This is a genomic window from Phenylobacterium sp. 58.2.17, from assembly GCF_026411515.1.
GTDB lineage: Bacteria > Pseudomonadota > Alphaproteobacteria > Caulobacterales > Caulobacteraceae > Phenylobacterium.
The window spans coordinates 1-14,663 of sequence record NZ_JAPMTQ010000016.1 but is presented as its reverse complement, the minus strand read 5'-3'; the positions used below and the strand labels follow the sequence as shown (position 1 = coordinate 14,663).

18 protein-coding genes are annotated in these 14,663 nt (G+C 68.4%); 1 reads left to right on the top strand and 17 read right to left on the bottom strand.

What is annotated here, in order from left to right; translation table 11 throughout:
* Positions 1–17 precede the first annotated feature (17 nt).
* The 17 genes from OUA97_RS12355 to OUA97_RS12275 all read right to left on the bottom strand — a co-directional run bounded on the left by OUA97_RS12355 (position 18) and on the right by OUA97_RS12275 (position 13,645).
* Positions 18–1,208, bottom strand: a complete 1,191-nt coding sequence (locus tag OUA97_RS12355) for a P22 phage major capsid protein family protein (RefSeq protein WP_267232199.1) — start codon at positions 1,206–1,208, stop codon at positions 18–20.
* Between the two features lie 135 nt (positions 1,209–1,343).
* Positions 1,344–2,015 (bottom strand): hypothetical protein, encoded by a 672-nt coding sequence (locus tag OUA97_RS12350; RefSeq protein ID WP_267232198.1) that lies wholly within the window; start codon positions 2,013–2,015, stop codon positions 1,344–1,346.
* A gap of 73 nt (positions 2,016–2,088) precedes the next feature.
* On the bottom strand, positions 2,089–2,337 hold the full coding sequence (locus OUA97_RS12345) for a hypothetical protein (RefSeq protein WP_267232197.1): 249 nt from the start codon (positions 2,335–2,337) through the stop codon (positions 2,089–2,091).
* Between the two features lie 184 nt (positions 2,338–2,521).
* A complete protein-coding gene (locus OUA97_RS12340) occupies positions 2,522–2,881 on the bottom strand; it encodes a hypothetical protein (RefSeq protein ID WP_267232196.1) in 360 nt (119 codons plus the stop codon).
* A complete protein-coding gene (locus OUA97_RS12335; protein WP_267232195.1) occupies positions 2,878–3,183 on the bottom strand; it encodes a hypothetical protein in 306 nt (101 codons plus the stop codon). The genes OUA97_RS12340 and OUA97_RS12335 overlap by 4 nt, the downstream gene beginning before the upstream one ends.
* Before the next feature lie 40 nt (positions 3,184–3,223).
* Entirely contained in the window at positions 3,224–3,598 is a 375-nt protein-coding gene (locus tag OUA97_RS12330) for a hypothetical protein (protein ID WP_267232194.1), read from the bottom strand.
* Positions 3,599–3,830: 232 nt separating this feature from the next.
* Entirely contained in the window at positions 3,831–4,424 is a 594-nt protein-coding gene (locus tag OUA97_RS12325; protein ID WP_267232193.1) for a hypothetical protein, read from the bottom strand.
* Between the two features lie 23 nt (positions 4,425–4,447).
* Positions 4,448–5,776, bottom strand: a complete 1,329-nt coding sequence (locus OUA97_RS12320) for a hypothetical protein (RefSeq protein ID WP_267232192.1) — start codon at positions 5,774–5,776, stop codon at positions 4,448–4,450.
* 49 nt (positions 5,777–5,825) lie between these two features.
* A complete protein-coding gene (locus OUA97_RS12315) occupies positions 5,826–6,380 on the bottom strand; it encodes a hypothetical protein (protein ID WP_267232191.1) in 555 nt (184 codons plus the stop codon).
* Positions 6,377–6,841 carry a hypothetical protein gene (locus OUA97_RS12310; RefSeq protein WP_267232190.1) on the bottom strand — a complete coding sequence of 155 codons (465 nt, stop codon included), beginning with the start codon at positions 6,839–6,841 and terminating at the stop codon, positions 6,377–6,379. The genes OUA97_RS12315 and OUA97_RS12310 overlap by 4 nt, the downstream gene beginning before the upstream one ends.
* A gap of 60 nt (positions 6,842–6,901) precedes the next feature.
* On the bottom strand, positions 6,902–7,756 hold the full coding sequence (locus OUA97_RS12305; protein WP_267232189.1) for a hypothetical protein: 855 nt from the start codon (positions 7,754–7,756) through the stop codon (positions 6,902–6,904).
* Positions 7,753–8,391: a hypothetical protein gene (locus OUA97_RS12300; RefSeq protein ID WP_267232188.1), complete on the bottom strand. Its 639-nt coding sequence runs from the start codon at positions 8,389–8,391 to the stop codon at positions 7,753–7,755. The genes OUA97_RS12305 and OUA97_RS12300 overlap by 4 nt, the downstream gene beginning before the upstream one ends.
* 107 nt (positions 8,392–8,498) lie before the next feature.
* Positions 8,499–11,858, bottom strand: a complete 3,360-nt coding sequence (locus tag OUA97_RS12295; protein ID WP_267232187.1) for a hypothetical protein — start codon at positions 11,856–11,858, stop codon at positions 8,499–8,501.
* 1 nt (position 11,859) lies between these two features.
* Positions 11,860–12,138: a hypothetical protein gene (locus OUA97_RS12290; RefSeq protein WP_267232186.1), complete on the bottom strand. Its 279-nt coding sequence runs from the start codon at positions 12,136–12,138 to the stop codon at positions 11,860–11,862.
* A gap of 504 nt (positions 12,139–12,642) precedes the next feature.
* The gene (locus OUA97_RS12285; RefSeq protein WP_267232185.1) at positions 12,643–13,224 is read right to left on the bottom strand and encodes a hypothetical protein; all 582 of its coding nucleotides are present in this window, start codon (positions 13,222–13,224) and stop codon (positions 12,643–12,645) included.
* Positions 13,221–13,454, bottom strand: coding sequence for a hypothetical protein (locus tag OUA97_RS12280; protein ID WP_267232184.1), 234 nt, complete (start codon positions 13,452–13,454; stop codon positions 13,221–13,223). Before OUA97_RS12280 ends, OUA97_RS12285 begins: the two co-directional genes overlap by 4 nt.
* Complete coding sequence (locus tag OUA97_RS12275) at positions 13,427–13,645, bottom strand: hypothetical protein (protein ID WP_267232183.1); 219 nt, start codon at positions 13,643–13,645, stop codon at positions 13,427–13,429. The genes OUA97_RS12280 and OUA97_RS12275 overlap by 28 nt, the downstream gene beginning before the upstream one ends.
* A gap of 169 nt (positions 13,646–13,814) precedes the next feature.
* Between OUA97_RS12275 and OUA97_RS12270 the strand changes: the two genes are divergently transcribed.
* A complete protein-coding gene (locus OUA97_RS12270) occupies positions 13,815–14,459 on the top strand; it encodes a S24 family peptidase (RefSeq protein ID WP_267232182.1) in 645 nt (214 codons plus the stop codon).
* Positions 14,460–14,663 lie beyond the last annotated feature (204 nt).

Here is a 14,663-nt window from a genome sequence, read left to right as displayed (position 1 = left end):
CGAGGCGCAAGCGCGGGTTAGGTCGGCAGGCGGTTGGCCATGCGGCAGGCCAATTGCGGGCGCAGCGCCTTATAGCCGTAGAGTACGTCCAGCCGGCACGGGAACTTGTCGCTGTTGATGTCGTACTGGCGCACGATCCGCATCGAGACGCCGTCGAACACCTCGCGCGCTGCGAAATCCACGCCGCGCGGCATCACCATGTCGGCCGACGCGAAGGCGAAAGCGCTCTTGTGATAGGCCATCGAAATGCCGTGCGGGGTCGAGGCGGCGCCCGCAATCGCCACCGGCGCGTTGTCGGCCGGGGCGTTGCTGACATTCTGCCGCGCGCCGCTCGTCACGATCGCCGGAGAGATGCTCCACGAAGTGGCGCTCGCCGCCGGTCCAACGACAAACTGCTGAAGGATGCCCGTCGTGGCCTTGGTCTCCGGATGCACTCGGTAGACGCCCTGGACGGTGAAGACGTCGCCCTCGATGGGCGCCGTAGCGCTGCCGTCGACGGTCAGCGTCGCGCCGGTCTGGTTCGCGCCGTTGATCAGAAAGCCCGCCGCGGCCGCAGCGCCGCGAACATGCGACGGCCAAAGCGTGTTCTCCATGAAATCGAACCCGGCGGTGCGGCCCATGAAGCCTTCACGGTGCTGACGCGAAATGGTCGCCCGATCGTTGAACAGGCCCTTCAGGGCGTCGACCAGATCGACATTGTCCTGGGTGTTGAGGTTGCAGGTGCGGCCGGCCAGCGGCGCCAGGTTGTCGACCAGGATCTTGCGACCCTGCAGGACCTTGGCGAAGGTCGCCGGCGAGCCCTGGTTGTCCACCTGGTTCCAGACCTTGCGGTACATGCTCATCGCGTCGGCCTCGATGGTCGCCGCCAGCACCGACATCGCCGGCTCCAGAATCCGCTCGGAGAAGTCGTCCAGCGACAGGGTCAGGTCGACCGAGGTGAAGTTCAGGTCGACACCCTTCTGGTTGTCGACCTTCAGGTCGACGCTGGTCTCGGCGGTGTCCTGAGCAGCCAGGTCCGCGCCGCTGCGGACCGTGTACTGGTTCGGCAGGCGCACCTTCAGGGTGTCGCCGATCTTGGCGCCCTGGCGCGAAAAGCTGTCGTCGTACTCGCGGGTGATCGAGCCGACGAAGTTCAGCTTCTGGTGCAGCACCCGCAGCGCTTCACGAGTCACCGAGGTGGGGGAAAGCAGCGTGTTGTTAGTGGCCATACTGTCCTTTTTCGATAGGCAAGCCGAATGGCGGGACGACCCAGCGGCGGCCCCGTGAACATCGGCAGGTTTTCAGAAAGGCGCCGTGCGATGGCGCCCGGCGTTGGTCACGGCGCCCTTAGGCGCCGCCGCGGTCTAGACGTCCCGACGCTTGCTGGGCCTGAACCAATTGATCAGCCCGGCCCAGAAGCCGAGCCGCGGCGCGCCCGGCCGGCGATAGCCTGAGTAAGGATTGGGATCGCGTTCGTAGATGTACTGCAGCATCTCGGCCAACGGCCGATCCGCCAGTCCCGCCGGCGCATCGCTGTGCGACAGATATTGCTTCACGATCGAGGTCAGCCGGGCCAGGTGCGTCGGCTCGGCCTCTGCCGGCTCAATGCGAACGGAGTAGGTGTCCCACAACGCCTCCATCTTCAGGAGCCGCCCTTCGCTGTCGTAGAGCTGGAACGCCGGATCCTTGGCGTCATAGGGCTCATGTCCTCGTTCCGCCCACTCGACAGAATGGTAGACGGCGAGGTCGCCTGGGATCGTCGGATCCGGACAGTCGTTGCAGATAATCGGCGCTTTCATCAACGTCGCCGAAACTGGCCGAGGAGCGGTCGCCCGCCAGGAATCGAGGGGCGTCCCCCATTCCCTACTGCAGGCTTCCTTGGCCGATTGAACGTTTTCGAACCAGAAGTCATTAGCCGACCTCGTCGATGCATCGAACAAGTACAGCCACGCGCCGGTCCGATCGCCTCCGCTCTCGATAGACAGCAACTTCCACGGGCCGTTGGGAACCGCGTCGCTTTCTTCCACTGCACGCATTCTGCTCTCGCCCCTGCTCAACCAACGGTGAATACCACCTTAGATCGCCCCCACCCAAGAACAAATGGGGAACTCAGAACCGATCCCAGAAGCTCTTGTCGTTGGACTTCTCCTCCCAAGGTCGATGGCGGCCGAGCCCCTGGCCTTCCTTGCCGACGCCAGTCACTAGCGGGTCTCGTCGATGATAGTGGGGATAGCGCCCGATCGGATCACCCGTTCGGTTGCCGAACAGCGCAATCCGGAAGTTGGGACCGAAGTCCCACTCCTCGCCCCTGGCGATAAACCGGGCCGCGTTTACCGCTGCGGCGGTCGCGAGCGGCACGCCCCCGGCACAGCGACCGCCGCCGCCGGCGCCAGCGCTGGAATGGCCATCCAGGCGTTCTGGCGCGACACGCGCCGCCGTTCGTTGTCAAAGGCCCGCTGCTCAGGCGTCAGATAATCGCCCTTACGCGGCGCTTGGGCCAAGGCGGCCTGGTCCTTAAGGATCAGAATCCCAGCCCCGGCCATCAGCGCGCCCGCAGCGCCTGATCGTTGCGCCGCTGCATCCACTCGCGGGTGCCCAGCTCGTCGCGCACGCCGCCGCGAGAGGCGCCGGCGCCGCTGACCTGGACCGCCGGGCGGACCGCCTGCAGCTGTTCGGTCTGACGCGTGGTCTCCCGCTGCTTGGCGGCCTCGTCGCCCAGCTGCGCGCGATGCAGGATCTTCCAGAGCCGCGGGTCGGCCACCTCGCGCAGCTCGTCGAGGGTCAGCCCCCTCGCCGGCGCCGGGGCTTTGGCTGGCGGCGCCTCGCGCATGAAAAAGGCCTCCAGCGCATCGGCGGAGGCCCTGATCTTCGCCAGTTCGGCGAGGGCGGGGTCCTGGCTCATCGCCGCACCTGCTGGTCGGCCGGCAACTCGCCCTCGGCCCGCAGGCCTCGCGCCGCGGCCGCCAGCTTGGCCCAGTCGGTCACCGTCGCCCCGGCCAGGTACAGGGTCGCCAGGACGACGTTGGAGCCGATCAGCGCCAGCGCGATCCATTTCAGGGCCTGCGGATCATCGAGCTTGGCCAACGCCGCGCCGACGCCGCAGAGATTTAGGAGGGTTCCAAAGTAGGTATAGAGCCGGCGAAACAGCCAGCCGCGCTCAGGCGGCGTGGGATCCTCACCGGGCGCGCAGGCGTCCGGGCTCATGTCCGTATCTCCAGATATTCAAAGGAAGGCGCGCGGGCGCCTAGTCGCTCAAGGCCGCAACGTCGAACGCCGTCCCGTTCCAAAAGTAGACGATCTGCGCCGCCTCGAAGGTGGTCACGACGACGCCAGGCGCCTTCAGGGTCACGGTCGGCCTGCACCCGGCCTCGTCAGACTCACGCCGGCTGCAGAAGGTGCGATGGATGCCCGGCGCCAGCACGCCAAGTTCCATGTTCGCAAGCTCGACGCGCGGTCGCGCCTCGCCGAGCCGGCGCACCTGTCCGTCGCCACCGAGCACAAGGACCGCGTAGCTCTCCCCATTCACACGGAACACGGCGCGATCGCGCCGGCCATCGCCGTCGAAGTCCGCGACCGCCTCCCGGCGCGGCGGCGACTTTAGCCAGGGGTTCTGCGCCAAGGACTGGCGGTCCAGCGCCGCTGTCTCATCCGTTGTAAGCGAACGCCAGCCACCGTCTCGGGCGGAACAGGCCGCCATCAGAACGGCTACGGCTACGCATGCCAGTATCCGCATTCCCTGCCTCGCCCCATGCCGCAACTTCAAGGCTGAACAAACCGCCCAACCACCTCTTAAGATAGGACCAATCAGGAACAAACGGCAAACATTGAGAGCGTGAGTTGTAAGTCCCGCCTTAGCGCCGCTTGGGTTTAGGGTCGTACTCGACGTGGATGTGGTTCCGGCGCGGATCGTTGGGGAAGGTCTCGTAGATGACATCGTAATCCGTACCGGCGCGCTCTTGCAGTCGCCTGCGGATTTCCTCCGCCTTAGCGGCATCTATGTTGTTGCCGCGTAAATCGATTGCATGGTTGGAGTAGTGCCGTGAGCCTTGTCGGTGCTTGCCGTCATTACCTGAGGTGATGACGGGCCGAGGCCCACCTGCGCCCTGCCAAGCGTCAACTACGCCAGCGTAAAGTCTGGTCATCTCTGGAGACAGTCCGTCCAATCTCACGCTGCTGTCCTTGATCTCAATGTCGGAGCCGCTCCCAACTGGGCCCAGCCGGACGGCCGCCGGCGGTGGAACCGGTTCCGGCTGCACCGGCCCTCGCAGTTTCGGCGCTTCCTGCAGCCGAACCAGCATCTTGAGTCGATCGGGCAGCGCATTGAAAACGGCCGAGCGCGTCTGGCTCTCGGCCGCCAAACGTCTGTCGCTCATCTCGCCATAGGCCCGCCCGAATTCATCGACCTGCCCCTTGGCCCAGCCGGCGGCCTTGTCCAACCACGTCATCTCTCACCTCTTCCGATTGATCTTCACGCCATCCAGCCCAGGCCCTCGCCACGGCCTCGCGGCGTCGGCCGGGGCGTCGCCGCCCCCTGCCGGTTGACCGCGAACTCGCCGAAGGCGTCGGCGCCGTGGCTGGCGGCGTCGTGCAGCGGGCCGCCATAGCTGGCCGTCGCCTTGTTCCAGCGCTTGCGATAGGCGCGCAGCCGGTCGAGCCCCACCGCGCAGCGGCCGGCGTCGAACCAGGTCATCGCGATCATCTGCCGCGCGGCGTTGATGCGGTCCTCGGGATCGCCGGCCACGCCCGCACTGATCGGCCTCACGCCGAGCCCGCCGAGGGTCTCGAACCGCGAGCGGCCCGCCGCCCCCAGCTCGCGCACCATCACGTCGTGCGGCAGATAGTGGGTCCCGTACACGTAGGGCTTGGCCGCGATCGCCTCGCGCACGATCGCCTGCAGCCCCTCGCCCGAGGTCTCGAAGTAGTCGATCGCGCGGACCTCCCGGCCCGCCTGCTGGAAGAACCAGATCGCCGTATAGTCGTCGATCCCGAGGTCCCAGGCCGTGTCGACCTTCAACGCCGGATCATACGGCACGCGCCCGATCCGCCCCTGCTCGCCCGCCTCGCGCAGCAGCGCCCCGTAATAGGCGCCCGGCGCGGCGGCGTCGAAATCGACCAGGTACTCGGTGGCGAACCGGGCCTCGCCCTCCTCGGCCGATCCCGCCTCGGCGACCAGTTCGGCCTTTTCGCGGGCCAGCTGCTCGGGCGTGAAGACGTCGGTGGCGGTCGCCGGCGATTTCAGGGTGAACCAGGCCGGGTCGGCGGCTCTGGCCTCGAAGCTGCGGGTGGCGTGGTTGCGGCCGCGCGGGGTCCACAGGAACAGCGCCCAGCCGTCGTTCTCAGCCAGGATCGGGCGCAGATAGGTCCAGGCCTCGGGCTTGGCCAGCGCCCATTCCGACAGCACCACGCCCACGGGCGGCGCGCCGACCAAGCTGTCATAGTTGTCCGAACCCAGCACCTGCCAGACCGAGCCGTTCTTCAGCTCGATCCGCATCTCGCTGTCCAGCGTGCGCTCCCGGATCGCCCGGGGAAAGGCCTCGTCGATGCGCTTTCGGCCGCTGTGCGGGTTGACCGCCGTCCAGATCGCGCGCCGCGCCTGGCCGGCCTCGGGCAGCATGTGCCAATAGAGCCCCGGCTTCTGCACGGCGCAGAACGCGGCCCAGTGCAGGGCCACCTCGTCCTTGCCCCAGCGCCGGTGCGCGGCCACGTCGGCGCGCTTGCCGCCGCTCGCCAGATAGGTCCAGAGGCCACGCTGATAGGCCCGCGGCCCCCAGCGATTGGGAATCTGCGGTTTGTCCACGTCTCACCGATCTTGAAGGCCTCAGCCCGCTGGACGGGCCAGGGCGGGGCTACTGCACCCGCCCGACCTCCCGGCCGCCGGCGGTCAGTACGCCCCGGTCATCCAGGGTCACCAGATAGGGCTGGGCGCACTTGCCCGCGCCCTCGGGCGAGCTCACCTCGCCCACCTCGACGCTGAGCTTCAGCTTGTCGCCCTCGCGGGTCAGACTATCGCCGCCGCCCGAGAGCAAGGCAGCGCTATCCTTCACCCAGAGCAGTCCGCCGATGCTCTTCGCGTCGCCCGGTTTGGCCCGCGCGTTCACCACGCCCAGCGCCATCCACCCGTCGCGGCTGATGGTGTCCTCATAGTCGAAGGCGCGATACGAAAGCCGCCCCTCCCCGCCGCCGGCGGTCTGCTGGTCGGGGGTCGTCAGACGGAAGTACTCCTCGGGCGACAGAGTCCCATCCGGATCGAACCGAAACAGGTCCCCGCAGTCCGCGATCTGGCGCGGCGGGGCATCGCTCCAGGGCTCCGGCAGCGTCGCCGCCGGCTTCTTTTCGGGCCCCGGAGGACCGCACGCCGCCAGCAAGCCAAGCGCAACGACCAGGATCATCCGCACCGTCATCGCGCCAGCTCCGCGGCCTTGCGCCCATTGACGCTCACCGCGCCGCCTGGCGACAGCTCCATGCGCCAGACCCGGCCGCAGGCGCCCGTGGCGCGCACTTCGATCTGCGCGCCGCCGGACGCCGTCGGAACGATGGCCAGCGCGTCCGCCGAGAACTGCTCCGGTTGGGTGGTCCAAAGCACGCCGATATAGGTCTGCTCGCCCATCTCGCCGCCGGTGCCGGCCACGGCCAGGGCCGTCCTGCCGGCCCGCGCCGGCCGGCCATCGGCCCTGAAACTGTCGAACGCCAGAAAGCGGTCGGCGACGCCCCGATGCCCCGACGCGCTCACCCGCCCGATGTCGTCGGCCGACAGCCGCGCCTCGCGGTCGAACGTCACTAGACCGGCGCACGCGGCCGCGCCGTCCGTCGCCAGCGCCGCGCCCGGCGCCAACACAAGCACCGCGGCCAGAACCTTCAGCATGCCCCCTCCGCACCTTGGTCGAATGGGAACATAAGCCGAACGGCTCACCGGCGGCTAGCTCTACTTTTGGCCGGAGGCGTGAAGGTGGTTGCGGTGCCCGGCGGCGACGCCCGGCCATGAGACCGCCGGCGCGCCGGGCCTGGGCGTCTTCTGCTGATAGCCGGGGCCGAAGTTCTCACGGATGTTGGCTTGGCGCCCGAAGGCGTCCTGCAGGGCGCCGATCGGGCCGGGGTCTGCATTCAACACCGGCGCGCCATTGACCCTGTTGATGTCTACAGCCCGCGCTTGATTGTGCCGGCTGCCACGCTGTCCCGGAGCGCCATGGCCGCCCGTGGTGCTGTTGATATTCACGCTGTCGACACCGGAGTCCCAGATCGCGCTCGCCGCCATCCGGGCCGTCGGCGTCGTCAGTGGCTGGTAGGGCGAAGGCCTGTTTGGATCGTCGTTCACGAACGTGATCCGCCGCCCCACGTCCGGCTTCTCTCCTGCAGCGAAGCCGTTCATCCGATCGATCAACTCGGCGTCGCTCCACGGCTGCACGCCGAGGTTCGAGGACGGATAGGGATTGATGTACGACCGCGAGCGGTCCCCGTTCGCGTAGGTGGTCAGCAGCCCCTGGTTCTCCGGCTTGGTCGGATCAACCAGATAGCTGTAGGGCGTCCGCGCGCTCGCCGCTGGCCTTGGCGCGGGCGTCGCCGCCCGTGGACGGACCGCCGGGTCTTCGCGGATCACCCCGCGTAACTGGGGCGGCGCGGCCGCCTTGCGCGGGACGTTCGGCAGCGCCAGTTCAGCCCGCAGTCGCGCAACCGCCGCATCGCGTCGGGCTCTGGCCTGCCGCGCGGCGTCGTCGATGGCGCTGCTCGCCGCCTCGCCCTGCGTCTGGAGCCACGCGGCTGCGTTGTTGAACAGCTTCAATCTTGCTCTCCTGCATCTTCTGCGCCCGGCTCGGGCAGGAAGTTCACCACCTCGATGGCGAAGGGCTGCGGCCCGTCTGCGGCCTCGCGGACCTTCTCGCCCGCCTTCGGCCCCAACCGCGCCGCCTGCCACTGGATGGCGGCGATCCGCAGCTTGGCGACCTGCAGGGTCTCCGGCGTCGCCGCCTCGGCGACCTCCCGGACCTCGTCGAACAGCCGGTAGGCCTGGATCTCGCGCGCCACCGCATACATTTCGGCGAACTCCGGATAGCGATGCAGCCAGAGATAAAAGCCGCTCTGCGAGGGCATCTCCGGGTCGCGGCAGATCAGGTGCAGGGCTTCGCCCTCGCCCAGCCGGCGGCACAGTTCCGCCGCCGCCTTCACGCTGTAGCCGCTGGGGCGGCCGCCCCGCGCCGGTCCGCCGGCCGCCGCCTGCGCCGCGGCGAACGCCTCGCCGAAGTCCGGATAGAACGTCTTCCAGGCGTCCACCGTCGATCTCGGCGGCATGCCCCGCTCCCGGCAGACGGCCGCCAGGCTCTCGCCCTTGGCGATGCGCGCGCAGATGCCGCGCGCCAGGTCGGGGCTGTAGCGCCCGACGACCCGCGCGCGCCGCGCGGGCTGGGTGGACATGGTCATGTCGGAAACTCCACACGCCGAAGAAAGCTTCGGCGAACGCCGCTTTCCTCAAGCCCTTGAAGAGCCTGCGCGCGGAGGCGGTCGAGGCCCCCGCGCGCAGCCCGCCGCTAGGTCACGATCCCGGCGGCGCCGCTCGTCGCGACCAGCAAGCCACGCATGGCCGCCACGAAGGCCGGCTTGGTGTACGACCCGTCCGACAGCAGGGTCGGATAGATCCATCGGCCGGCGCCGTCCTGAGAGAACGGCCCAGTCAGCCTGTCGCCCGGACGGGTCGGCGCCGCCGCGGTGGACCGCCAGTTCAGCACCAGTTCGTCCTGCACGACCTTCCGCGCGCCCGCCCCCGCAGTCGAGGCCTGCTGAACCACGTTGTGCAAGGCGTGGACGTCTCCACTCTCCGTACGGAGGATCGGATAATTGACCACCGTAGAAGCGTTCAGCCTGTTCGCACCGGCGAAGGTGTTGAACTCAGCGAAGATCGCCCCTTCGGCGAGGCCGATCCCGTACGAGCTGCGGCTGCCATAGACGTTGTTGATCGCCACCACGTTCGTCTTGCTGTCGTGATAGCCGTTGCTGTCGATCAGGAACTGCCGGCCGCCGATCCCGGAGATGGAGTTGTCGATGCTGAAGGTGTTGTTCTCCATCAGCAGATGCAGGTCGTTATTGTGGACGTAGTCCGCCACATGCTTCCAGGTCACGTCGCCGTCGATGATCGCTGAACCGGAGCCGCTAGGCCCCGGCGACGAGCCGGTGATCGCCGTGCTGCTCGCAACCGCGACGACCTCGTAGACGGCCGGGGGGGTCGCTTCCATGTTGAGGCAGCGGTTCCCGACATCCCAGTACGGCGCAGTGGCGCTGGTCAGGTCGTCTGGACGCGCGTTCGGCCACCAGTTGGACATGTTCTGAGCCCAAGTGCGGGTCTGCCACAGGTCCTGGTGGGCGTCGTTGGTCATCCCCGGGTAGTCCAACTCGCGGTCGCCCGCCTCATCGGAAACCTCGACCCAGACGTCGTTGTCGGCGAACACACCGATCGTCGAGTTCCAATTCGCCGATTGCCCGATGCCGTAGATGTCACCGCTCACGCGGCGGTAGAAATTGCCGGAGAACTTCATGGCGCGGACGCCCTCGGCGAGGTGGACCGTGCTCATCCCGTCGAACACGTTGTTGATGATCGCCACGCTCTGGCCGTGCGAGCAGTAGAACAGCGACGAGTGCTTGCTGGCCCATTCGGTCTCGGCGTTGCCGGTCCCGAAGTTGATTCCGATGCGGCAGCCCTCGATCACGAGCTTGTTGAAACGCCCGCCGCCATTGATCCCGGTCGGGCCCGGGTCGCCGAAGCGCCACTGGAAGAAGACGCCAGTCTTGAGCTTGTTGCACGGCATCTTCAGGCCGCGCACATGCAGCCCGTGAATGCGCAGCGACTGGAAGCCGAAGTCGAACTCCGGATCGTCGCCCGCGTTCGGCTCGATCAGCAGGCCCCCGGTCCCGAAGTCCTTGTCGATGCCGCCGCCGCTGTTGCCGGTGTAGGTCCCGGCGCCCAGGCGAATGCGATACCAGCTGACGCCGTCAGGCGTGATGGCCTGCATCGCGGCCGCCAGCGCCGGCCCGTCCGTCACCAGAACGTCGCTGGCGAAGGCTCCGCTCGTATAGCCGAGCCAGATGCCGTCGGTCTTGTCCTTGACCTTCTTGCGTTCCAGCCAGGTGCGGGTCGAAACACGGCCCAGGACGCCGACGCCCGTGTCACGCCCTTGCGAGGAGATGACGCTGCAGGCGTAGGTCGTCGTATGCGGGCTGCCCGAACTGGCCGGATCGGTCTGGGTGATTGTCAGGCTGCGCGCGCCGGCCAGGGTGTCGGGCATTCGGGTGGTGTTGGAGACCAGCCAGAGCGCCCCATCGTACTGCTGCACGCTGAAGTAGGGCGCCAGATCGCCGCCCAGCGTAAACGCGCTCACCAGATAGCGACCCGTGGCCGCCGCCAGCCGCAGGATCGGATTGCCGCCGGGCTCGCCGGCGTAGACCTGCGGCGACTGGCCGAGATTCACGCCGCCGGCGTCGACGAGGTCGATGTCCTGCAGGGCGGCCGTCAGGCGCCTGAATCCGAACTGACGCGGACGCCCAAGCCCCAAGGTCCACAACGACAGCGCATTCCCCTTGGAACCCGTCACCGTCACTTCCAGAGGGGTCTGGGCGGGCCAGGAGGCCGCGGCCGTGGCGGCGTTGTTCTGGTCGACGACCTGGGAGCCTGAGCCGTTGCTGTTGTTGATCAGCGCCAGGGCCGTGATCGCCGTGCGCGTCCAGGTGAGACCGCCGTCCGCAAACGTCGGACCGCTTCCCGAGGGGGCGACCGTACCGCTGGTTCCGCCGCCGCCGGCCGACAGGGCCCAGATGCCCCGGTCCGTCGGCGACACGCAGAACGCGCCGGCGCTGACCACGGTGCTCGCCTGCCACAGACGGAGCGACCCCGTGATGATGTCGTCGATCTGATCGGCCTTGCCGTCGAGAATGACGTGCGGTTCGTAGCTGTTGATCGTGGCCGCACCCGCCGCGAACCGGAACTGATAGGGACCGGCCGACGGCACGTCGAACGTGTACACCTGGGCCGACGAGCACGTCATGAAGCCCGCCAGCAGCGGATTGTTGGCGGCCGTGGCCTTGGCGATGTTGGAACCGTTCGGCGCAGAGCCCTTGGACCGACCGTACTGCAGAACGCCGTCGGCGGCCGTGGTCGGATAGGCGACGCCGGCCGACAGGATCGGCGTGGTCACGTTGTCCGCATCGCTTGGATCGACGATGGCCGGCGCCCAATCTGCGTGGCCTTCCAGCGTGTGCCGGAACGAATAGTTGTGCCACTTTTCGACGAGGCTGACGGCCTCGATCCCGAACGGTCCCAGGTCCTTGATCAGACCGTCGGCGTCGGTGACGCGCAGCACCAGGCCGCTCATCACCCAGGCCCCGGTCGGCGTGCCCGCGAACTCGCCCGTGGTCGCGTTGACCACGGCGAAGTCGTCCTGCAGCGATCCGATCGCCGCGACGCTGTAGGGCGCATGGCCGCCGGACAGGGCGGGGGTGAACGAATAGGGCTGGCCGACATAGGCGTAGGGATCGGGTGTTCCCGTGATCGAGAGCGCGGCGGCGATCGGGCCGACCCACGCGCTGTGGGCCTCGAGGCTCGCGCCGACCGCGTTCGACGCGATCTCGCCGACCCGGATGAACTGGCCTTCCAACTGGCCGTCGAGCAGCAGGGTCGCCCCGACCGCTCCGGCGATGGCGGCGCCTTCGTCGGTTCCGGTCGCCGAGACGTACCACTGGCGCGCGCGCGACAGGATGGGGGTGTTCAGCCACGAGGCCGGATCGGCGGCGAGGCTCTCACCTGCGGTCGCCGGCCCGGAAACCAGCGGGGCCGACACGAGTTCGGGGACGCCCCTCGTCCCGCGTGGGGCGCCGCCGACAAGTTTTTCGACGAGACGCATCTTAGGCGGCCACCCCGTAGATGTACGGACGGGCCAGCCGCTTCACGGGGAAGCCGTAGGTCTCGCCGGCCAGGAGCTTATGGTCGGCGGCGCTGGCTGCATCGCCGGCCGCGCTGATGCGCAGGTACATGTCGGCGTCGGCGACGATCGCGACATAGATGGTCTCGCCGCCCAGCTGCACGGCTGCGCCCGTCGCCTGGCCGACGCGCCGCTCGGTCGGCGGCTGGATCGGTTCGCCCGCGCAGGTCACGGCGTCGTACTCGTAAACGGTATAGGTCATTCCACCACCTTGGTTTGCTGATGAGGGTGCGGTCGCTGGCCACCGGCACCCGAAGGCGCTCGTGGCCGCGATCGATGTCGGGCGGCCGGCCCGCCCCGATGCGGGGGCCGGAACCGGTCGTGCGAAGACTCGGCAGTCGGGCTACACGGGTCAGCGCTCCAAACACCCCCGCGCCCGGACCGCCCGCCTCGCAAGGCGCGGCTCGGTGCTCGGGCGCGGGGGGCCTGGACGCGCGTGGTCGGCTCCAAAGGTCAGCGGCCAGGCGACATCCCTCGTCGGAGGGGAGGACCCGAGGGACGCGCCGTCTGCGACGCGAGCGCGCGGGTCGGCGCGCATCGAAGCGCCGGGCCGTCTCTGAAACCTTGGAAATCAGGCCCCTCGCGCCTCGCTAGGAGAGGAGCCGAGGCGGGGACCTTGCCGAACCGTCGCGCGCTGCAGACGCAATGACGACCGATATCTAAAGCTTACCAAAATCCCCGCAGGAATCAAGAACAAAATAGGAACTTACACCATCCCCTTGGCTGCCAGCATGTCCAGCGCCACCTCCAGCACCGCCTCCAGCCGATAGATCTCCCGGTCGCCGCCGCACGCCGCCTCACGCGGGGTCAGCTCCTCGCCGCAGATCATGTCGCACGCCGCGACCAACGACGGCTGGCCGCGCAGCGTGTCGCGATAGGCGCTCAGCGCGTCCCGGGCCCTGGCGTTGGCCTCCGCGCGGGCGATCACCGCGGTCAGCGGCGTCTCGGCCGCCCCGCCGGGCTTGATGTCCAGCGTCGAGGCGATCGCTACCTCGCCCTGCGCCACGCGATAGCAGCGGCCGTAGCGTTCGCCGGCCGCCTTCTGGGCCGTGGTCAGCCGCCCCTTGCGCAGCAGCCAGTCCAGGCCGGCCAGGCGGCGATAGGGCCGCTGGCGCTCGCCGCGCGCCGCCGGCGGCGCCTCGAACTGCGCGCCGCGCGCCTCCGACAGGGCGACCGTCTCGGCCACCCCCTCGGCGACCCGGCGCGCTTCCAGTCGCGCCCTGCCCTGCTGTTCGACCCGGATCAGACGCTCGCGCTCAAGGCGCGCCAGATACGCCGCTCGGCTCATCCCAGCCTCCGCTTTGCTTCAGGTCGCCCGGCCCCGACCACCGCGTCGGCCAGCCGATAGACCGCTTCCCCGCACGCGCGCTCGCCCTCGAGCGCCGTCAGGCCCGCCGCGGCGGTCGCCATCAGGTCGCGCAGGAACCGCCCCCGCGTTTCGGGCGGCAGGGTGCGCAGCGCGCTGGCCACTACGTCGCTGATCGCCGCACTCATTTCGGCCACGTCAGCGGCAGGCACACCGCCGCCCCGTCCCTGCCGATCCGATGCTCGGAAAAGGCGCAGAAGCCCCCTTGCGCCATCACGTCGGCGACGTGCCGGTCGTGACGGGCGAAGCGCGGAACCTGCATGTCCCCGCCCCACTGCGGCCGCGCGCGAAAATGCGCCTCCAGCCTGCGCGCGTCGCTTGGCGCAACGCCGAGCTCTACCATGGCGCGCGACGGCGACGTCCCGGTTTGTCGTAGGGTTGTATATTCTTGGCCCGTAGGGGCGCCTCTCGGCTGCGTTTCGTGTCCCATGGCGAAAATGTATGGAACATACAGTGAACGAGCAAGTGGATTCTGTATTTATTTTACACACAGGCTCGGCTAGAAGGCGCGCATGGACGATCGTTTCCAGCGCCTGCGGCTGGCCCGCACCGAGAACGGCTTCGAGACGGCGGCAGCCGCCGCCGAGGCTTTCGGCTGGAACCGGAACACCTACTCATCCAACGAGAACGGCAACGCCGCCTTCTCCTATCGCCGCGCCAAGGAATACGCCGCCGCCTTCGGAGTGCGTCCGGAATGGCTCTACGACGCCGCCGGCCCGATGCGATCGAGCGGGGTCGCAGGCCTCGCGCCGATCATCGGCCGCGTCGGCGCCAACCCGGAAGGCGATGTCCTGCTGGCGACCGGCCAGGGCAGCGGCGAGCTGGCTCCGATCCCGCCCGGCGGCACGGAGAAAGCCGTGGCGCTAAGGGTTTCTGGACATTCGATGCGCGGTTTGGCCGACGACGGCGCGCTGATCTATTTCGAGGATCAGCGCAGTTCGCCCAGCCCGGACATGCTGGGCCAGGTGGTGGTGGTCGAGACCGACACCGACGAGGTGCTGGTCAAACGCCTCTTGCGCGGCTCGGGGCCAGGACTCTACGACCTCGAGAGCGTCGCCGGCCCCACCCGGCGCGACGCCCGGTTGCGCTGGGCCGCCCACATCACCGCGATCATCCCGCCTTATCAGGCGCGCCGGATCATCCTTAGCGAAGGCTGAGCGCGGTCGCCGCGCCTCGACCCGTCAGGTATCGGTTGCCGAGAAAGTGTATATATTATACATTTCACGAATGAACGAGCTTGACCGGCTGATCGTCGCCGAAGCCGCCGCCGAGGCGGCGCGGACAACGCTCGCGCAGCGCGATCTGAGCCTGTCTCTTATACACATCTGACGCTGCCGACGAACCGGAAGGTGTGTAGATCT